The sequence below is a fragment of the Thermocatellispora tengchongensis genome (genome assembly GCF_014202315.1).
Classification (GTDB): Bacteria; Actinomycetota; Actinomycetes; order Streptosporangiales; family Streptosporangiaceae; genus Thermocatellispora; species Thermocatellispora tengchongensis.
Genome location: NZ_JACHGN010000018.1, coordinates 245042 through 266991 on the forward strand (window position 1 = coordinate 245042; position 21950 = coordinate 266991).

Annotated in this window: 3 protein-coding genes; all 3 read left to right on the forward strand. The window is 74.4% G+C overall.

The features are described from left to right. The first annotated feature begins 15 nt into the window (after positions 1-15). The gene (locus HNP84_RS54000) at positions 16-9561 is read left to right on the forward strand and encodes a type I polyketide synthase (RefSeq protein ID WP_185054426.1); all 9546 of its coding nucleotides are present in this window, start codon (positions 16-18) and stop codon (positions 9559-9561) included. Next, the gene (locus HNP84_RS56395; RefSeq protein ID WP_312926501.1) at positions 9558-14081 is read left to right on the forward strand and encodes a beta-ketoacyl synthase N-terminal-like domain-containing protein; all 4524 of its coding nucleotides are present in this window, start codon (positions 9558-9560) and stop codon (positions 14079-14081) included. The genes HNP84_RS54000 and HNP84_RS56395 overlap by 4 nt, the downstream gene beginning before the upstream one ends. Positions 14082-14102: 21 nt before the next feature. Further along, a partial coding sequence (locus tag HNP84_RS54020) for a type I polyketide synthase (RefSeq protein WP_185054427.1) occupies positions 14103-21950 on the forward strand: 7848 nt, incomplete at its 3' end.

Below are 21950 nucleotides of genomic sequence, written 5' to 3' on the forward strand. Positions count from 1 at the left end.
CTGGAGGTGTTGCGGATGACCGGTAACGAGGACAAGCTGCGCACCTACCTGAAGCTGGTCACGGCCGACCTGCAGCAGACCCGGCGAAGGCTGGAGGCGCTGGAGTCGCGCGGCTCGGAGCCGCTCGCGATCGTCGGCATGGCCTGCCGGTTCCCGGGCGACGTACGCTCTCCGGACGACCTGTGGCGCCTGGTGGCCGAGGGCGGGGAGACCGTCGGCCCGTTCCCCGCCGACCGGGGCTGGAACCTCGGCGACCTCTACGACGCCGACCCCGAGGCCACCGGCAAGTCGTACGTACGGCACGGCTCGTTCCTGGACGGCGCGGCCGACTTCGACGCCGAGTTCTTCGGCATCTCCCCGCGCGAGGCGCTGGCGATGGACCCGCAGCAGCGGCTGCTGCTGGAGACCTCCTGGGAGGTCTTCGAACGGGCCGGAATCGACCCGCGGTCGCTGCGCGGCTCGCGAACCGGGGTGTTCGTGGGCACGATCCCCATGGGCTACGGCCGCGGCGCCGAGAGCGAGGGGCACGCGCTGACCGGCACCATGGCCAGCGTCGCCTCCGGCCGGATCTCCTACGCCTTCGGCCTGGAGGGACCCGCCGTCAGCCTGGACACCGCCTGCTCGTCGTCGCTGGTCGCACTGCACCTCGCGGGCCAGTCGCTGCGGGCCGGCGAATGCGATCTGGCGCTGGCCGGAGGCGTGGCGGTGATGCCGGACCCGGAGCCGTTCGTGGAGTTCTCCCGGCTGCGCGGCCTGTCGCCGGACGGCCGCTGCCGGGCCTTCGCGGCCTCGGCCGACGGCACCGGCTGGGCCGAGGGCGTCGGCGTGCTGCTGCTGGAACGCCTCTCGGACGCGCGGCGCAACGGCCACCGGGTGCTCGCCGTCGTCCGCGGCTCCGCCGTGAACCAGGACGGCGCGAGCAGCGGCCTCACCGCCCCGAACGGCGCCGCCCAGCGCCGCGTCATCGAATCGGCCCTGGAGAACGCCGGGCTGACGCCGGACCAGGTGGACGCCGTGGAGGCACACGGCACCGGCACCGAACTGGGCGACCCGATCGAGGCCCAGGCGTTGCTCGCGACGTACGGGCAGGGGCGGGAACGGCCGTTGTGGCTGGGGTCGATCAAGTCGAACATCGGTCATGCGCAGGCCGCCGCCGGGGTGGCCGGTGTGATCAAGACGGTCATGGCGATGCGGCACGGGGTGTTGCCGAGGACGTTGCACGTGGACGAGCCGAGCCCGCATGTGGACTGGTCGGCGGGCGCTGTGGAGCTGCTGACCGAGGCCCGGGCGTGGGAGTCGGCGGGTCCGCGCCGGGCGGGGGTGTCGTCGTTCGGGATCAGCGGGACGAACGCGCATGTGATCGTGGAGGAGGCGCCGGAGGTCGAGCCGGTGCCGGTGGCCGATCCGGTGCTGCGCGGTGATGTGCTGCCGTTGGTGCTCTCGGGCCGAGACGATGTGGGGCTGCGTGCGGTCGCCGATCAAGTGGCGGGTGTGCTGGCGCGGGAGCCGTTGGCGGATGTGGCGTGGTCGTTGTTGTCGCGGCCGGTGCTGGATCGGCGGGCGGTGGTCCTGGCCGCCGATCGTGACGCGGCCCTCGCCGGTTTGGCCGGGATCGAGCCGGTGGAGGCGGGCTCGGGGAGGTCGGTGTTCGTGTTCCCCGGGCAGGGGTGGCAGTGGGCGGGGATGACGGCCGGGCTGCTGGAGTCCTCCCCGGTGTTCGCCGAGGCGATGGCCGAGTGCGAACGGGCTTTGGGCGTGCCCGTGGTCGAGATTCTGCGGTCGGGTGTGGAGTTGGAGCGGGTGGATGTGGTCCAGCCGGTCCTGTTCGCGGTCATGGTGTCGCTGGCTCGGTTGTGGCGGGCGTGTGGCGTGGAGCCGCGGGCGGTGGTGGGGCACTCGCAGGGTGAGGTGGCCGCCGCGTGCGTGGCCGGGGCGTTGTCGCTGGAGGACGCCGCCCGGGTGGTGGTGGCGCGTAGCCGTGCGGTGGCCGAGGTGCTGTCCGGCCGGGGTGGCATGGCCGTGGCGCGGATGCCGCTCGCCGAGGCCGAGGAGCTGATCGCGGGCCATGAGGTGGAGATCGCGGCGGTCAACGGCCCGGCACAGATCGTGCTCTCCGGTGTGGTGGATGACCTGCTGACCGATGAGCGGGTGCGCCGGATCGGCGTGGACTACGCCTCCCATTGCGCCCAGGTGGAGGCGATCCGGGACCGGCTGCTGGCCGAGCTGGCGGACATCGCCCCGCGTCAGGCCGAGCTGCCGATGTGGTCCACGGTGACCGGCGGCTGGGCGCGAGGCGATGAGCTGGATGCGGAGTACTGGTATGCCAACCTGCGCAACCCGGTGCGGTTCGGCGAGGCGATCGACGCCCTGACCGGGGACGGCTTCGACGCGTTCGTCGAAGTGAGCGCCCATCCGGTCCTGGCCCAGGCGATCGAGCACCCCCACGTCGTCCCCACCCTCCGCCGCGACTCGCACCGGTTCATCGACGCGCTGGCCCGCGCCCACACGTACGGGATCGAGGTGGACTGGCGCACCGTCGTCCCGCCCGCGCGCCGGATCGACCTGCCGACCTACCCGTTCCAGCGACGCCGCTACTGGCTGGCTCCGCCGAAGGGACGCTCGGATGGAGCGGTCGCCGATCCGAACGCCTGGCGGTACGGAATCGAGTGGGTTCCGGTCGAGGTGGGCGATGACGCCTCCCTGACCGGGCGATGGCTGCTCGTCGATCGGCCGGGGGACGCCGCGACCACCGACCTGGTGGCGGACGGCCTGCGGCGCGCCGGTGCGGAAGTCGAGCGGCTGGCCCTCGACGCCGAACCGGACCGGGCTTCGCTGGCCGCTCGCCTCGCCGCCGTCGCCGGCGTCGTCTGCCTGGCCGGCGCAGCGGAGGATGCGGCGGGTGACGAACTGGCCGCCCACGCCTGGCCGCTGGCCGTACTCGCGCAGGCCATGGCCGACGCGGAGACGGCGGGGCCGTTGTGGGTGGTGACGCGCGGCGCCGTCCACGTGCCGCAGGCCGGTGAGGCGGACGCCCGTCCCGGCGTCGCCGGCGCGATGGCCTGGGGCCTCGGCCGTGTCGCCGCCTTGGAGCTCGGACGGAGCTGGGGCGGGCTCGCCGATCTCGGCCCCGATCCGGTCGATGACGCGACGATCTCCGGACTCGTCCGCGTGCTCGCCGGGTCGGACGAGGACGAGGTCGCGGTGCGCGGAGCCCGCCTGTGGGCGCGGCGGCTGGTGCCGTACCCGGCCGGAAAGGGCGGGAGCGGCTGGCGGCCCCGGGGAACCGTGGTGGTGACCGGCGGCCTGGGAGCCGTGGGCCGCCGCGTCGTACGGTGGCTCGCCGACGCCGGCGCGGAGCACGTCGTGGTGATCGGCCGGGACGTCACCCGGGCCGGGGAACTCGGCGACCTGGGCGGCTGCGCGCTCTCGGCGGTCGCGTGCGACATCACCGACGAGGACGCGCTGCGCGCCGTGGCGGCCGGGCTGCCGGAGCCCGTCAGCGCCGTGTTCCACTGCGCGATGGGCGTCGAACTCGGCCCGATCACGGAGATGACCCGGTCCGGCCTGCTGGCCAACACGCGGGCAAAGGTCCTCGGCGCGCGCAATCTGGACGCGGTCTTCGGCGACGTGGAGGCGTTCGTGCTGTTCTCGTCCGTGGCGGGCGTGTGGGGGAGCGGCGCGCACGCGGGCTACGGGGCGGCCAACGCGTACGTCGACGCGCTCGCCAGGGACCGCCGCGCCCGCGGCCTCAAGGCGACCTCGATCGCATGGGGCATCTGGGACGCCTTCACCGATGAGGACCTGCGCGGCACGTTGACCGCACGCTCCGAGCGCGAGGGCCTGCCCCTGCTCGATCCCGGCCTCGCCTGCGCCGCCCTGGCCCGGGCGCTCGCGGACGACGAGACGTTCCTCGTCGTGGCCGATGTGGACTGGGCGCGTTTCGTCCCCCTCTACACCTCCACCCGGCCGAGCCGCCTGCTGGACGGCGTACCGGCCGCCCGTGCGGGCGAGGCTGCAGACGACGCCGGCGACGCGACGCCGCTGCGGCGGCGCATGGACGGCATGCGGGACGCCGAACTGGCGGACGGCCTGCTGAAGCTGGTCCGCGACGAGGTCGCCGCGGTGCTGTCCCTGCCGGACCCGGACGCGGTGGGCGCCGACACGGCGTTCAAGGACCTCGGCTGCGACTCGCTCACCTCGGTCGAACTCCGCACCCGGATCGGCCGCGCGCTGGGGCTGCGGCTGCCGACGACCCTGGTGTTCGACCACCCCAGCCCGGCCGCGCTCGTCCGGCGGCTGGCGGACGAGCTACGCGGCACCGCCGTCACCGTCGCCGCCCCCCGCGCCACGGCGGCCTCCGCGGACGAGCCGATCGCGATCGTGAGCATGGCGTGCCGCTACCCGGGCGGGATCGCCTCCCCGGAGGACCTGTGGCGCCTCGTCGCCGACGGGCGGGACGCCGTCACCCCCTTCCCGGCGGACCGGGGCTGGAACCTGGCCGGGTTGTACGACCCCGATCCCGACCGCCCCGGCCGCAGTTACGTCCGCGAGGGGGCGTTCGTCCACGACGCGGCCGAGTTCGACGCGGGCTTCTTCGGCATCTCGCCCCGCGAGGCGCTGGGCATGGACCCACAGCAGCGGCTGGTGCTGGAAGTCGCGTGGGAGGCCATGGAACGGGCCGCCATCCGGCCGGAGCGGCTTCGCGGCAGCCCGACCGGCGTGTTCGTCGGATGCAAGCCTCCCGACTACGGCGTGGACGAGGCGACCGACAGCACCGAGGGCTACGTCCTCACCGGGAGCAATCCGAGTGTGCTGTCGGGCCGGGTGGCGTACACGTTCGGCTTGGAGGGCCCGGCCGTCACGATCGACACCGCCTGCTCGTCCTCGCTGGTCGCGCTGCACCTCGCCTGCCAGTCGCTCCGCGCGGGCGAGTGCTCGCTCGCCCTCGCCGGGGGCGCGGCCATCCTGGGCACACCCCTGATCTTCGTGGCGTTCAGCCGCCAGCGCGGCCTGGCACCCGACGGGCGCTCGAAGGCGTTCGCCGCGTCCGCCGACGGCATGGGCGTGGCCGAGGGTGTCGGCCTGGTCCTGCTGGAGCGGCTGTCGGACGCCGAGCGGAACGGCCATCGGGTGCTGGCCGTGATCCGGGGCTCGGCGATCAATCAGGACGGGGCGTCGAACGGCCTGACCGCGCCGAACGGCCTGGCCCAGCAGCGGGTCATCCGGCAGGCGCTCGCCAACGCCGGCCTGTCCGCGTCGGACGTGGACGCCGTTGAGGCCCATGGGACGGGGACGACCCTGGGTGACCCGATCGAGGCGCAGGCGTTGCTCGCGACGTACGGGCAGAGCCGGGAGCGGCCGTTGTGGCTGGGGTCGGTGAAGTCGAACATCGGTCATGCCCAGGCCGCCGCCGGGGTGGCCGGTGTGATCAAGATGGTCATGGCGATGCGGCACGGGGTCCTGCCGAGGACGTTGCATGTGGACGAGCCCACGCCGCATGTGGACTGGTCGGCGGGTGCGGTGGAGCTGCTGACCGAGGCGCGGCCATGGGACCCCTCGCAGGGTCCTCGCCGGGCGGGGGTGTCCTCGTTCGGGATCAGCGGGACGAACGCGCATCTGATCGTGGAGGAGGCACCGTCGGCCGAGCCGGAGCCGGTGCGGGAGTGGGAGCCGGTCGTGTCCGGCGACGCCGTGCCGCTGGTGCTCTCGGGCCGGGATGACGCGGGGTTGCGGGCGGTCGCGGATCAAGTGGCGGGGGTGCTGGCGCGGGAGGCGTTGGCGGATGTGGCCTGGTCGTTGCTGTCGCGGCCGGTGCTGGATCGGCGTGCGGTGGTGCTGGCCTCGGACGGTGACGCGGCGCTGGCCGGTGTGGAGGCGGTGGCCTCTGGTTCGGGCAAGGCCGTGTTCGTGTTCCCCGGGCAGGGCTGGCAGTGGGCCGGGATGACCGCCGGGCTGCTGAACTCTTCCGCCGTGTTCGCGGCGGCGATGGCGGAGTGCGAACAGGCCCTGGACCTGCCTGTGACCGAGATCCTGCGGTCGGGTGCGGAGCTGGACCGGGTGGATGTGGTCCAGCCGGTCCTGTTCGCGGTCATGGTCTCGCTCGCGAGGGTGTGGCGGGCGTGCGGGGTCGAGCCGCGGGCCGTGGTGGGGCACTCCCAGGGTGAGGTGGCCGCGGCCTGCGTCGCCGGGGCGCTGTCGCTGGAGGACGCCGCCCGCCTCGTGGTCGCCCGGAGCCGTGCCGTGGCCGAGGTCTTGTCCGGTAAGGGCGGCATGGCGGTGGCGCGGATGCCGCTCGCGGAGGCCGAGGAGTTGATCGCGGGGCGTGCGGTGGAGATCGCGGCGGTCAACGGTCCAGGCCAGATCGTGCTCTCCGGTCTGGTGGATGACCTGCTGGCAGATGAGCGGGTGCGCCGGATCGGCGTGGACTACGCCTCGCACTGCGCGCAGGTCGAGGCGATTCAGGACCGGCTGCTGGCCGAACTGACCGACATCACCCCGCGACAGGCCGACCTGCCGATGTGGTCCACCGTGACCGGCGGCTGGATACAGGGCGATGAGCTGGACGCGGAGTACTGGTATGCCAACCTGCGCAACCCGGTGCGGTTCGGCGAGGCGATCGAGGCCCTGACCGGCGATGGGTTCGACGCGTTCGTGGAGGTCAGCGCCCACCCCGTCCTGACCCAGGCGATCGAGCACCCGCATGTGATCCCGACCCTGCGCCGTGGCTCCGACCACTTCATGGACGCACTCGCCCGCGCGCACACCGCCGGGATCGAGGTGGACTGGCGCACGGTCGTCCCGCCCGCACGAGAGATCGACCTGCCCACCTACCCCTTCCAACGCGAGCGCTACTGGCTGCGTGGCTCCACAACGGTGGACGCGGCCGGGCTGGGAGTGGACGGCGCGGATCACCCGCTCCTGGGTGCGAAGCTCACCCTGGCCGGTGGGGAGCAGGTGGTGTTCACCGGTCGGATCACCCTGACCGCACACCCCTGGCTCGGGGACCATGCCGTCGGCGGTGTGGTGGTGCTGCCGGGCGCGGCCCTGGCCGAGATGGTCGCACGCGCAGGAGAGGAGGCCGGCTGCGGCCATGTGGCCGAGCTGACCCTGCACACCCCGCTCACGATCCCGGCCGACGGCGGCGTGCAGGTGCAGGTCCTGCTCCGCGAGCCGGACGCCGACGGTGCGCGTGAGGTGGAGGTCCATGCCCGCACCGACGAGGCGGCCGAGTGGGTCTGCCACGCCGTGGGCCTGGTCGAGCCCGCCCGCGACGAGCCGGAGTTCGACCTGAGCGTATGGCCGCCGCCGGGGGCCGAGCCGGTGGATGTCACCGGCTTCTACGACCGGGTGGCCGAGGTGGGCTACCACTACGGCCCGGCCTTCCAGGGGTTGACGGCGGCCTGGCGGCGTGGTGAGGAGGTCTTCGCCGAGATCGCCGTCTCCGAGGACGTCTCGGGCTTCCTGCTGCATCCGGCGCTCCTGGATGCCGCGATGCAGGCGGTGCTGCTCGACGCGCTCGACGAGGTACGGCTGCCGTTCACCTGGACGGACGTGGACGTCCACGTCACAGGGGCGGCCGCCGCGCGGGTGAAGGTCGTGCCTGCCGGCCAGGACGCCGTGTCGATCGAGCTGGCCGACGCGCTCGGCCGTCCGATCGCCCGCGTCGGGGCACTGGCGTCGCGCCCCGTCTCCGCCCACGACCTGAAGGCGGCCCGGGTCCAGGCGCGCGGCTGGCTCTACCAGGTCGAGGACGAGCCGCTGCCCGGCGACGGGTCCCAGGTGCTCGGCACGCAGGCACTCGTCGCGGAGGACGCGGACGCGCTGCCCGTGCCCGTGCGGCATGCGAACCTGGACGACCTGCGCGCCGCGCTCGACGCCGGCCGGACGCCGCCCGACCTGGTGTTCTACCCGGTCGCGGGCAGCGGGTCCGCCGACGAGACCGTGACCGGGACGACCGCGCGCGTCCTGCGTCTGCTGCAGGACTGGCTCGCAGACGACCGCCTCTCCGGGTCCCGTCTGGTCGTCGTCACCCGTACGGGAGACCTGGCGCACGCGGCGGCCGGGGGTCTCGTACGGGCGGCTCGGGCCGAGCACCCCCGCCGCTTCGCGCTGATCGAGTCGGACGGCCACCCCGGCTCCCGGGCCGCCGTCACCGCCGCCGTCCGTGCGGACGAGGGGCATGTGATCATCCGGGACGGGACGGCGACCGTGCCCCGCCTCGCCCGGTTCTCCGGCGAGCCGGGCGAGCCGCCCGCCTGGTTCAGGGACGCCCAGGGCACGGTCCTGATCACCGGCGGCACCGGGCTGCTCGGCGGCGAGATCGCCCGGCATCTCGTGACCCGGCACCAGGTCAGGAACCTGATCCTCACCGGCCGCCGGGGGATCGGCGCGCCCGGAGCCGCCGCGCTGCGCGACGAGCTCGCCGGGCACGGCGCGCGGGTCACCGTGGCCGTCTGCGACGTGGCCGACCGGGACGCGCTCGCCGCCCTGCTCGACGGCATCCCGGCCGCACACCCGCTGACCGCCGTCATCCACGCCGCCGGGACGATGGACGACGGCGTCATCGCCGCCCTGACCCCGGACCGGCTGGCGGCCGTCGCCCGGTCCAAGGTGACCGGCGCGCTCAACCTGCACGAGCTCACCACGGGCCGGGACCTGTCCGCGTTCATCCTGTTCTCCGCCGTCGCCGGCCTCGCGGGCAACGCCGGGCAGGGCGGCTACGCCGCCGCCAACTCCTTCCTGGACGCGCTCGCCGAGCACCGCCGCGCGCAGGGGCTGCCGGGGTTGTCGCTGGCGTGGGGGCACTGGGAGCGCGCCAGCGCGATGACCGGCCACCTGAGCCCCGCCGACGTGGCCCGCATGGCCCGCAGCGGCATCCGTCCCATGCCGGCCGAGATGTGCCTCGACCTGTTCGACCTGGCCTGCCGCACCCGAGCGGGCGTGCTCGTCCCGGCTCGGCTGGACCTGTCGGCGGCGCGGCGCGAGAGCGCGCCGCCGCTGTTCCGGCGGCTGCTGCCCGCGCGGATCGACCGGACGCGGGACGATGCCGCCCCCGCGTCCGCCGACCTGGCCCGGCGGCTGGCCGCCATGCCGGGCGACGAGCAGTATCGGGCGCTGCTCGGCCTCGTCCAGGCGAACGCGGCCACCGTGCTCGGCCACCTGTCACCGGATCGCGTCGAGCCGGAACGCGCGTTCAAGGAACTCGGCTTCGACTCGCTCACCGCCGTCGAACTGCGCAACCGGCTCAACCAGGCGCTCGGCCGGCGCCTGCCCGCGACGCTGGTCTTCGACCATCCGACGCCCGTGGAGGTCGCCCGCCGGTTGCGGGCCGAATTGGTCACCGAATCCGGCGCGGCCTACGAGCTGGACCGGCTGGAGGCGGCGGTGCTGCGCGCCCTGGAGTCCGGCACCGCTCCGCGTACGGACGTGGTGGCCCGGCTCAAAGCCCTCCTGGCCAGGGCGGACGCGGCCGGCGCGGGCGCCGCCGCCGAGACCGGCCCCGAGTGGCGTACCGACGACGAGCTGTTCCACTTCCTCGACGAGCGACTGGAGACGCAGTGAGCGGACCAGAGGCGGCGGTGACCAGCGAAGAGCGGCTGCGCGCATACCTCAAACGCGCCGCGATCGACCTCGACAGGGCCCGCCGCCGTGTCGCCGAACTGGAGGACGCCGCCCGCGAGCCGATCGCGATCGTCGGCATGGCCTGCCGGTACGCCGGCGGCGTGGCCTCGCCGGAGGACCTGTGGCGGCTGGTCGAGACGGAGGGCGACGCCCTGACGCCGTTCCCCGCCGACCGGGGCTGGAACCTGCGGGACCTGTTCCACCCCGACCCCGGCCACCCCGGCACCTCCTACGTCCGGCACGGCTCCTTCCTGGAGGACGTGGCCGCGTTCGACGCGGAGTTCTTCGGCATCTCGCCGCGCGAGGCCGTCGTCATGGACCCCCAGCAACGGCTGGTCCTGGAGACGTCGTGGGAGGTCTTCGAACGGGCGGGCATCGACCCGCGCCCGCTGCGGTCGAGCCGTACCGGCGTGTACATCGGCGCGACGTCCTCCGACTACGGCAGCGTGCTGGCGCGCTCACCGGAGCCGAGCGAGGGCTATCTCGGCACCGGCCTGCCCATCAGCGTGATCTCCGGCCGGATCTCCTACTGGTACGGCTTCGAGGGCCCCGCGGTCGTCGTGGACACCGCCTGCTCGTCGTCCCTGGTGGCCCTGCACGTCGCCTGCCAGTCCCTCCGGGCGGGCGAGTGCGACCTGGCGCTGACCGGAGGCGTGGCGGTCCTGGCCACCCCGACCGGCTTCACCGAGTTCTCCCTGCAGCGCGGACTGTCCCCCGACGGCCGCTGCCGCGCCTTCGCAGCCGCCGCCGACGGCACCGGCTGGGGCGAGGGCGTCGGCCTCCTGCTGCTGGAGCGCCTGACGGACGCCGAGCGGAACGGCCACCGGGTGCTCGCGGTGGTGCGGGGTTCGGCGGTCAACCAGGACGGCGCGTCGAACGGCCTGACCGCGCCCAACGGCCTGGCCCAGCAGCGGGTGGTACGGCGGGCCCTGGCGAACGCCGGGTTGTCGGCGTCGGACGTGGACGCGGTGGAGGCGCACGGCACCGGGACGAGGCTCGGCGACCCGATCGAGGCGCAGGCGTTGCTCGCGGCGTATGGCCAGGGCCGGGAGCGGCCGTTGTGGCTGGGGTCGATCAAGTCCAACATCGGGCACACCGCCGCCGCTTCGGGGGTGGCCGGTGTGATCAAGATGGTCATGGCGATGCGGCACGGGGTCCTGCCGAAGACGTTGCACGTGGACGAGCCCACCCCGCATGTCGATTGGTCGGCGGGTGCGGTGGAGCTGCTGACCGAGGCGCGGCCGTGGGCCGCCTCGGAGGGTCCGCGCCGGGCGGGGGTGTCCTCGTTCGGCGTCAGCGGGACGAACGCGCACGTGATCGTGGAGGAGGCGCCGGAGGCCGAGCCGGTGCCGATGGCCGATCCGGTGCTGCGGAGTGATGTGCTGCCGTTGGTGCTCTCGGGCCGGGACGATGCGGGGCTGCGGGCGGTCGCGGATCAAGTGGCGGGGGTGCTCGCGCGAGAGCCGTTGCCGGATGTGGCGTGGTCGTTGCTGTCGCGGCCGGTGCTGGATCGGCGGGCGGTGGTACTGGCCGCCGATCGTGACGCCGCCCTCGCCGGTTTGGCCGGGATCGAGCCGGTGGAGCCGGGCTCGGGGAGGGCCGTGTTCGTGTTCCCCGGGCAGGGCTGGCAGTGGGCCGGGATGACCGCCGGGCTGCTGGATGCCTCCTCGGTGTTCGCCGAGGCGATGGCCGAGTGTGAGCGGGCCCTGGGCGTGCCCGTGATCGAGATCCTGCGGTCGGGTGCGGAGTTGGAGCGGGTGGATGTGGTCCAGCCGGTCCTGTTCGCGGTCATGGTCTCCCTCGCCCGGCTGTGGCGGGCGTGCGGCGCGGAGCCGAAGGCCGTGGTTGGGCACTCCCAGGGTGAGGTGGCCGCCGCGTGCGTGGCCGGGGTGCTGTCCCTGGAGGACGCCGCCCGCGTCGTGGTGGCCCGGAGCCGGGCCGTCGCCGAGGTCCTGTCCGGTAAGGGCGGCATGGCGGTGGCGCGGATGCCGCTCGCCGAGGCCGAGAAGCTGATCGCGAACCAGGCGGTGGAGATCGCGGCGGTCAACGGCCCAAGCCAGATCGTGCTCTCCGGGGCGGTGGATGACCTACTAGGTGATGAGCGGGTGCGCCGGATCGGCGTGGACTACGCCTCGCACTGCGCCCAGGTGGAGGCGATCCGGGACCGGCTCCTGGCCGAGCTGGCGGACATCACCCCACGTCAGGCCGAGGTGCCGATGTGGTCCACCGTGACCGGCGGCTGGGTACGCGGCGGTGAGCTGGACGCCGACTACTGGTATGCCAACCTGCGCAACCGCGTCCGGTTCGGCGAGGCGATCGACGCTCTGACCGGCGACGGGTTCGACGCGTTCATCGAAGTGAGCGCGCACCCCGTCCTGGCCCAGGCGATCGAGCACCCCCACGTCATCCCGACCCTCCGCCGCGACTCGCACCGCTTCATCGAGGCCCTGGCCGGGGCGCACACCGCCGGGATCGAGGTGGACTGGCGCACCGTCGTCCCGCCCGCCCGCGAGATCGACCTGCCCACCTACCCCTTCCAACGTGAGCGGTACTGGCCCGCCCACCCCGAGGCCGTGACCGACGCCTGGCGGCATCGGATCGAGTGGGTGCCGGTCGAGCTCACGCCCGGGGAACTGGGCGAGCGGTGGGCGGTGGTGTCCTGGGCGGGCTCCGGTGAAGCGGCCGGGGTGCTCGCCGGTGAGCTGCGGTCGGCGGGGGCCGAGGTCGTGGAGCTGGCCGTCGCCGCGGACGCCGACCGGGACGCCCTGCGGCGCTCCTGGATTGAGGCGGCCGGTGGCGGTCCCGTCACGGGAGTGGTGTCCTTCCTGGCGGCCGATGGCGGCGGCGGGGAGGCCGGGCCGGGCGTGCCGCGGGGCGTGTGGGGCTCGCTGCTGCTCGCGCAGGCTCTGGCGGACACCGGCACCACGACCCGCATGTGGTGGGTGACCAGGGGCGCGGTCCACACTCGTGCGCCGGACCCGGCCGCTGCCATGACCTGGGGGCTCGGCCGTGTCGTCGCCCTGGAACTGCCCGGCGTCTGGGGCGGCCTGGTGGACCTCGACGCCACCGGCGTGGCGGGCGTCGTACCGGTGCTCGGGGGAGCCGGGGAGGACGAGGTCGCCGTACGGGACGGGCGGCCGTGGGCGCGCCGGCTGGTGCCCGTCCCGCATGACGGCGGCGCGGACGGGTGGCGTCCGCGAGGGACCGTGCTGGTGACCGGCGGGCTCGGCGCCGTCGGCCGCCGCGTCGTACGGTGGCTGGCCGACGAGGGCGCGGAGCACGTCGTCCTGCTGCACCCCGAGGCCGTCGATGTGTCCGGACTGGCTCCCGGCACTCGGGTGTCGCCGCTCGTGTGCGACATCACCGACCCGGAGGCGGTGCGGAGCGCGGTGGCCGGGCTGGGGGAGACGGTCTCGGGCGTGGTCCACATGGGCGGCGAGGCGCGCCTGCGCCCGGTGGCGGAAACCGGCCTGGACGACCTGGTGGTGAACGCGCGGGTCAAGGTGCTCGGGGCCCGCAACCTGGACGCCGCCTGCCCGGACGCCGCCGCGTTCGTGCTGTTCTTCTCGGTCGCGGCCGTCTGGGGCGGTTCCGCGCACGGCGCCTACGCGGCGGCGGGGGCGTACATGGAGGCCCTGGCGGAGGAGCGCCGGAGCCGGGGGCTCGCGGCGACGTCCATCGCGTGGGGGGTGTGGGACGCGTTCGACGACGAGGACCAGGCGCGCGCGGCCGAGACGTCCGTCCGCCAGGGGCTCACCCTGCTCGACCCCGACCTGGCCGTGGCCGAGCTCGGCCGAGGCGGGACGGCCCGGGTCATCGCGGACGTCGCCTGGGAGACGTTCCTGCCGCTGTACACCTCCGCCCGGCCGAGCCGCCTGTTCGACCGCGTCCCCCGAGCCCGGCGCGCTCCGGAACCACCCGGCGAGGAGGCCGCGAACGACCTGGCGCTCCGGCTGGCCGGCCTGCCCGAGACGGCGCGAAGGCGCGAGCTGCTGACCCTCGTCCGCGCCCACGTGGCCCGCGTGCTGCGCCGCGACGAGCCGGACGCCATCGCCGACGACCAGTCCTTCAAGGAGCTCGGGTTCGACTCGCTCACCGCGGTGGAACTGCGCAACGGGCTCAGCGCGGCCGTCGGCCGCCGGCTCGCCGCGACCATGGTCTTCGACCACCCCACCCCCGGCGACCTGGCCGCCTACCTCCACGCCGAACTACTGCCGGACGACGTGACCGGAGCCGCGTCGATCCACAGCGGGCTGGACCGGCTCGCCGGCGCGCTGGCCGAGGTTCCGCTCGACCCCGCCGAACGGGCGGGCGTCGAGGCCCGCCTGCGTACGCTCCTCGCCGCCGTGGCCGCCGACCGGAGCGAGCCGGGCGACTCGGTGGCCGACCGCTTGGACGCCGCATCGGACGACGAGGTCCTGGACTTCATCCGCAGGGAGTTCGGAGGACCGGTCAGGTGACGAGATCAGGAAGGACCCGCCGTGGCCGATGAAGCGACGCTGCGCGACTACCTCAAGTGGGTCACCGCCGACCTGCACCAGACCCGCCAACGGCTGAAGGACGTCGAAGAGGCCGCGCACGAACCTCTCGCGATCGTCGGCATGGCCTGCCGTTACCCCGGCGGGGTCGCCTCGCCGGAGGACCTGTGGCGCGTGGTCGCCGAGGGCACGGACGCCGTCTCCGGGTTCCCTCAGGACCGGGGCTGGGACCTGGACGCGCTGTTCGACCCCGACCCCGAGCGCGCCGGGACCTCGTACGTGCGCGAGGGCGGGTTCCTGTACGACGCCGCCGAGTTCGACGCGGGGTTCTTCGGCATCTCGCCGCGTGAGGCGCTGGCGATGGACCCGCAGCAGCGGCTGCTGCTGGAGACGTCGTGGGAGGTGTTCGAGCGGGCGGGGATCGACCCGCGCGCGCTGAAGGGCAGCCGCACCGGCGTCTTCGTCGGATGCAGCCTGCTCGACTACCCGTGGGCCGCCCAGCCGGTTCCCGAGCACGTGGAGGGCTTTCTCGGCACCGGCACCGCCGCGAGCGTCCTGTCCGGGCGGGTGGCGTACACGTTCGGGTTCGAGGGGCCGGCGGTGACCGTGGACACCGCCTGCTCGTCGTCGCTCGTGGCGCTCCACCTGGCCTGCCAGTCGGTACGCCGAGGCGAGACCTCCCTCGCCCTCGCGGGAGGCGTCACCGTGATGGCCACGCCGTCCGGGTTCACCGATTTCTCCCGGCAGCGCGGCCTGGCGGCGGACGGCCGGTCGAAGGCGTTCGCCGCGTCCGCCGACGGCATGACCATGGCGGAGGGCGTCGGCGTGCTGCTGGTGGAGCGGCTGTCGGACGCGCGGCGGAACGGGCATCGGGGGCTGGCCGTGATCCGGGGTTCCGCGATCAACCAGGACGGCGCCTCCAACGGCCTCACGGCCCCGAACGGCCCGTCCCAGCAGCGCGCGATCAGGGACGCGCTCGCGGACGCCCGCGTCCTTCCGCAGGACGTGGACGTGGTGGAGGCGCACGGCACCGGGACGAGGCTCGGTGACCCGATCGAGGCGCAGGCATTGCTCGCCACCTATGGGCAGGGCCGGGAGCGGCCGTTGTGGCTGGGGTCGGTGAAGTCGAACATCGGTCATGCCCAGGCCGCCGCCGGGGTGGCCGGTGTGATCAAGATGGTCATGGCGATGCGGCACGGGGTGCTGCCGAAGACGTTGCACGTGGACGAGCCCACGCCGCACGTGGACTGGTCGGCAGGTGCGGTGGAGCTGCTGACCGAGGCGCGGCCATGGGACTCGGCGGGGCCGCGCCGGGCCGGGGTGTCCTCGTTCGGGATCAGCGGGACGAACGCGCATGTGATCGTGGAGCAGGCGCCGGAGCGGCCGGAACGCCCGGTGGCGGACGAACGGGTGCTCGATGCCGGGGTGACCCCCGTGGTGCTCTCGGCCCGTGACGATGCCGGGTTGCGTGCGGTCGCCGGGCAGATCGGTGCGGTGCTGGCGCGGGAGCCGCTGGCGGATGTGGCGTGGTCGTTGCTGTCACGGCCGGTGCTGGATCGTCGTGCGGTGGTGCTGGCGGCCGATCGTGACGCGGCGCTCGCCGGTCTGGCCGGTGTGGAGCCGGTGGCGGCCGGTTCGGGCAAGGCGGTGTTCGTGTTCCCGGGGCAGGGCTGGCAGTGGGCCGGGATGACGGCCGGGCTGCTGGACTCCTCTCCCGTGTTCGCGGCGGCGATGGCTGAGTGTGAGCAGGCCCTGGGCGTGCCCGTGATCGACATCCTGCGGTCGGGGGCCGAGCTGTCGCGGGTGGATGTGGTGCAGCCGGTCCTGTTCGCGGTCATGGTCTCGCTCGCGAGGTTGTGGCGGGCGTGCGGGGTCGAGCCCCAGGCCGTCGTGGGCCACTCCCAGGGCGAGGTGGCCGCCGCGTGCGTGGCCGGGGCGTTGTCGCTGGAGGACGCCGCTCGGGTGGTGGTGGCGCGCAGCCGTGCGGTGGCCGAGGTGCTGTCCGGGCGGGGCGGCATGGCGGTGGCGCGGATGCCGCTCGCCGAGGCCGAGGAACTGATCGCGGGCCGTGAGGTGGAGATCGCGGCGGTCAACGGTCCGGCGCAGATCGTGCTCTCCGGTGCGGTGGATGACCTGCTGGCAGATGAGCGGGTGCGCCGGATCGGGGTGGACTACGCCTCCCATTGCGCCCAGGTGGAGGCGATCCGGGACCGGCTGCTGGCCGAGCTGGCGGACATCGCCCCGCGTCAGGCCGAGCTGCCGATGTGGTCCACGGTGACCGGCGGCTGGGCGCGAGGCGATGAGCTGGATGCGGAGTACTGGTATGCCAACCTGCGCAACCCGGTGCGGTTCGGCGAGGCGATCGACGCCCTGACCGGGGACGGCTTCGACGCGTTCATCGAAGTGAGCGCGCATCCGGTCCTGACCCAGGCGATCGAGCACCCGCATGTGATCCCGACCCTGCGCCGCGACTCGGATCGGTTCGTCGAGGCGCTGGCCCGTGCGCACACCGCCGGGATCGAGGTGGACTGGCGCAGGGTCGTCCCACCCGCCCGCGAGATCGACCTGCCCACCTACCCCTTCCAGCGCGAGCGGTACTGGTTGCGTAGCTCACCGGCCCCGGACGCGGCCGGGCTGGGCGTGGACCGGGCGGATCACCCGCTCCTGAGCGCCATGCTCACCCTGGCCGGCGGGGAGCAGATGGTGTTCACCGGTCGGATCACCCTGACCGCACACCCCTGGCTCGGGGACCATGCCGTCGGCGATGTGGTCGTGCTGCCGGGCGCGGCCCTGGCGGAGATGGTCGCACGAGCCGGTGAGGAGGCCGGCTGCGGCCATGTGGCCGAGCTGACCCTGCACACCCCGCTCACGATCCCGGCCGACGGCGGCGTTCAGGCGCAGGTCCTGCTCCGCGAGCCGGACGCCGACGGCGCGCGTGAGGTGGAGGTCCATGCCCGCACCGAGGAGACGGCCGAGTGGGTCTGCCACGCGGTGGGCCTGGTCGAACCCGTCCGCGACGAGCCGGAGTTCGACCTGCGCGCCTGGCCGCCCCGGGGGGCCGAGCCGGTGGATGTCACCGGCTTCTACGACCGGGTGGCCGAGGCGGGGTACCACTACGGCCCGGCCTTCCAGGGGTTGACGGCGGCCTGGCGGCGTGGTGAGGAGATCTTCGCCGAGGTGGCCGTGGCGCAGGACGTCGCCGGCTTCCTGGTGCATCCCGCGCTGCTCGACGCCGCCCTGCACCCGATGGGCCTGCTGGCGCCGTTCGGCGACGGCGTGACCCGTCTGCCGTTCGCCTGGGCCGGGTTCGACATCTGCGCCACGGGCGCCACCGAGGCGCGCGTGCGGATCACGCCGTCCGGGGACGCGGTGTCGGTGGCGGTCGCCGACGCCTCCGGCAGGCCGGTGGCCCACGTGGACGCCGTCCGTACGCGGCCCGCCGACCTGATCGCCGACACCTCCGCCTGGCGGGACGCGCTGTTCCACGTGACCTGGACCCCGGTCGAGCGCGGCCGGGACGAGGGGACCCGCTGGGCGGTGCTCGGTGAGGACCGGCTGGGCACCGGCCTCCCCTGCTACCCCGATCTGGACGCGCTGGCCGCCGCCGGGGTGCCCGATGTCGTCGTGATGACCGTGACCGGCCCGGACGCCGGCTGGGCGGCGGCCACGAGGGCCGCCGTGACATCGGCGCTGTCGGCCCTGCGGGAATGGCTGGACGACGAGCGCTTCGCCGGGGCCCGCCTGCTGGTGGTGACGCGCGGCGCGGTGGTCGTCGCCGAGGAGCCGGGCGTCGCCCACCGGGTGGACGTGGCCGGCGCCGCCGTACGCGGCCTGCTGCGGTCGGCGCAGGCCGAGGCACCTGGACGGGTGCTCCTCGTGGACGTCCTGGACGGTGGGGACGGGGCCGTCCCGTGGGCGGGCGTCCCGGCGGACGAGCCCGAGGTGGCGATCCGGGACGGGGTCGTGTGGGCTCGCCGGCTGACGCGGATCGACCCCGCTCTGCTGGCCCCCGAGGGCCGCGCCTGGCGGATGGACACCCGCGGCGGCGGCGACCTGGCCGGCGTGTCGGCCGTCGCGGCGCCGCCCGCCGCCCTGGCGCCCGGTCAGGTACGCGTCGCCGTGCGCGCGGCCGGGGTGAACTTCCGTGACGTGCTGATCGGGCTCGGCGTCTACCCCGGCCCCGCGGTCATGGGCAACGAGGCCGCGGGCGTCGTCACCGAGGTCGGGGCGGGCGTGTCGCGGTGGCGGCCGGGCGACCGGGTGACGGGCTTCCTGGCCGGCTCCTTCGGCCCGGAGGCGGTCGCCGACGAGGCGATGCTCGCCCGCGTACCGGACGGCTGGTCGTTCGAGGAGGCGGCGGCGGTGCCGGTGGCGTTCACGACCGCGTGGTATGCGCTGGCCGATCTGGGTGGGGTGCGGGCCGGGGAGACGGTGGTGGTGCACGCGGCCGCGGGTGGTGTGGGGATGGCGGCGGTGCAGCTCGCGCGGCGGTTGGGGGCGCGGGTGCTGGGGACGGCCGGTGAGGCCAAGTGGCCGGTGCTGGAGTCGATGGGGCTGGCGGAGGAGGAGATCGGCTCGTCGCGGTCGGTGGAGTTCGCCGCCCGGTTCCGCCGGTTGGCCCCTGGCGGGGTGGATGTGGTGCTGAACTCGTTGTCCGGCGAGTTGCTGGACGCCTCGATCGGGCTGTTGCGCGAGGGCGGGCGGTTGGTCGAGCTGGGCAAGACCGACGTCCGGGACCCGGACGCTCTTCCCGGGATCGGGTATCGGGCGTTCGAGCTGGCGGAGGCGGGGCCGGACCGGATCGGCGAGCTGCTGCACGAGATCATGGACCTGTTCGCCCGGGACGAGTTGCGGCTGCCGCCGGTGACGGTGGCCGACGTCCGCCGGGCGCCGCAGGTGCTGCGGTGGATGAGCCGTGGCGCCCACGTGGGCAAGGTCGTGCTGCGCATGCCGCGCCCGCTGGACCCGGACAAGACCGTGCTGATCACCGGCGGGACCGGGATGCTGGGCTCGTTGCTGGCCCGTCACCTGGTGACGCGGTACGGCGTGCGAAGGCTGTTGCTGCTGTCCCGTTCGGGCCGTATGCCGGAGGGCCTGGGGGATCTGGACGCCGACATTCGGGTGGCCGCGTGCGACGTGGCCGATCGGGCCGCGCTTGCGGAGGTGCTGGAGGGCGTGGAGCTGACCGGCGTGATCCACGCGGCTGGCGTGCTCGACGACGGCACGCTGCCCTCCCTGGACGCCGAGCGGGTCGCGCGGGTGCTGCGGCCCAAGGTGGACGGAGCCGTCAACCTGCACGAGCTCGCCGGAGACGTGCCCTGGTTCGTCATGTTCTCCTCGGCGTCCGGGGCGCTGGGCGCGCCGGGACAGGCCAACTACGCCGCCGCCAACGCCTTCCTGGACGCGCTCGCCGAGCGCCGCCGTGCCGAAGGGCTGGCCGCGACGTCGCTGGCCTGGGGGCACTGGGCGCCCGCCAGCGCGATGACCGGCCACCTCGACCACGCCGACCGCGCCCGGATGGAGGGCAGCGGGATGCGCGCCCTCACCCCCGAGCAGGGGCTCGCGCTCTTCGACGCCGCCATGCGCGCCGACGTCGCCGTGCCGGTCCCCGCCCGGTTCGACCTCGACCGCCGGAGGCGGGACGGCGAGCCGGTGCCCGCGATCCTGCGCGGCCTCGTCACGGCGCGGGCGCGCCGCTCGCTCCCGGCCGCCGAGCGGACTCCGGAGCGCGGCGGCCTGCTCGCGGGCATGGCCGAGCCCGAACGGCGCGACCACCTCCTCGGCCTGGTACGCGCCCACTCCGCCGCCGTCCTGGGACACGCGTCGGCCACCCTGGTGGACCCCTACCGGTCGTTCAAGGATCTGGGGTTCGACTCGCTGACGGCCGTCGAACTGCGCAACCGGCTGCACAGCGCCACCGGCCTGCGGCTGCCCGCGACCCTCGTCTTCGACCACCCCACCCCGGCCGCGCTCGCCGACCGGCTGCACGCCGACCTGGGCGGCGAACCGGGCGGCGAAACGGCCGGCGAGGACGCCCAGGCCGCGCGGACGTCCGTGGAGCCCCTGGCCATCGTGGCCATGGCCTGCCGGTTCCCGGCCGGCGTGGAGTCCCCGGAGGACCTGTGGCGGCTGGTGGCCTCGGGAGGCGACGGCATCTCCGGCTTCCCCACCGACCGCGGCTGGGACCTCGACGGTCTGTACGACCCCGACCCCGACCGGCCCGGCCGCTCGTACGTGCGCGAGGGCGGGTTCGTCCACGGCGCCGCCGAGTTCGACGCCGCCCTGTTCGGCATCTCGCCGCGCGAGGCGCTGGCCATGGACCCGCAGCAGCGGCTGGTCCTGGAGGCGTCGTGGGAGGCGTTCGAACGCGCCGGGATCGCCCCCGACCTCGTCAAGGGCAGCCGGACCGGCGTGTTCGTCGGCGCCACCCAGACCGACTATCTCAAGCACCTCCCGCAGGAGCTTGAGGGGCACTTCGTCACCGGCAGCGCGGCCAGCGTGATCGCCGGCCGGGTCGCGTACGCGTTCGGGCTGGAGGGGCCGGCGGTGACGGTGGACACCGCCTGCTCGTCGTCACTGGTGGCCATGCACCTGGCCGGGCAGGCGCTGCGCGCGGGGGAGTGCGACCTCGCGCTCGCCGGCGGCGTCGCCGTGATCACCAGCCCGCTCGGGTTCGTCGCCTTCAGCCGCCAGGGCGGGCTGGCCCGCGACGGCCGCTCCAAGGCGTTCTCCTCCCGCGCGGACGGCATGGGCATGGCCGAGGGCGTCGGCCTGGTGCTTTTGGAGCGGTTGTCGGACGCGGTGCGGAACGGGCGTCGGGTGCTGGCGGTGGTGCGGGGGTCGGCGGTGAATCAGGACGGGGCGTCGAACGGGTTGACGGCGCCGAGTGGTCCGTCGCAGCGGCGGGTGGTGCGGCAGGCGCTGGCGAATGCGGGGGTGGCGGCGTCGGAGGTGGATGTGGTGGAGGCGCATGGGACGGGGACGGCGCTGGGGGATCCGATCGAGGCGCAGGCGTTGATGGCGGCGTATGGGGGGGAGCGGGATCGGCCGTTGTTCGTGGGGTCGGTGAAGTCGAACATCGGGCATGCGCAGGCGGCGGCGGGGGTGGCCGGTGTGATCAAGATGGTGATGGCGATGCGCCATGGGGTGTTGCCGCGGACGTTGCATGTGGATGAGCTGTCGCCGCATGTGGATTGGTCCTCGGGTGTGGTGGAGGTGTTGCGGGAGTCGCGGCGGTGGGATTCGCGGGGGGTGCGGCGTGCGGGGGTGTCGTCGTTCGGGATCAGCGGCACCAATGCGCATCTGATCCTGGAACAGGCCGCGGAGACGCCCGTACCCGCTGAGAACGCCACCGGGGAGGGCGTGGCCGTGCCCGTCCTGCTCTCGGCGCGCTCGAAAGAGGGGTTGCGCGCGCAGGCCGCCCGGTTCCGGGGTTTTCTCGACGATCAGTCGGGGGTGCCCCTGCCCGATATGGGGTTGTCGTCCGTCACCACCCGGTCGAGATTGGAGCATCGAGCGGTCGTCGTCGCCGCCGACCGGGCGGAGCTGGCCGCAGGGCTGGAGGCCGTCGCCGCGGGCCGCGGCATCACCGGGTCGGTGACGTCGTCACCGGGTGATCTGGCGATGGTGTTCACCGGGCAGGGGGCGCAGCGGTTGGGGATGGGCCGGGAGTTGTACGGGCGGTTTCCGGTGTTCGCCGAGGCGTTCGACGCGGTGTGCGCGGGGCTGCCGGGGGTGCGTGAGGTGGTGTGGGGGGCGGATTCCTCGCTGGTGGATCGGACGGTGTTCGCGCAGGCGGGGTTGTTCGCGGTCGAGGTGGCGTTGTTCCGGCTGGTGGAGTCGTGGGGTGTG

What these genes read in the sequence shown, in the direction of transcription:
- HNP84_RS54000 (WP_185054426.1), top strand. Translation starts at nt 16, where the DNA reads ATGACCGGTAACGAGGACAAGCTGCGCACCTACCTGAAGCTGGTCACG.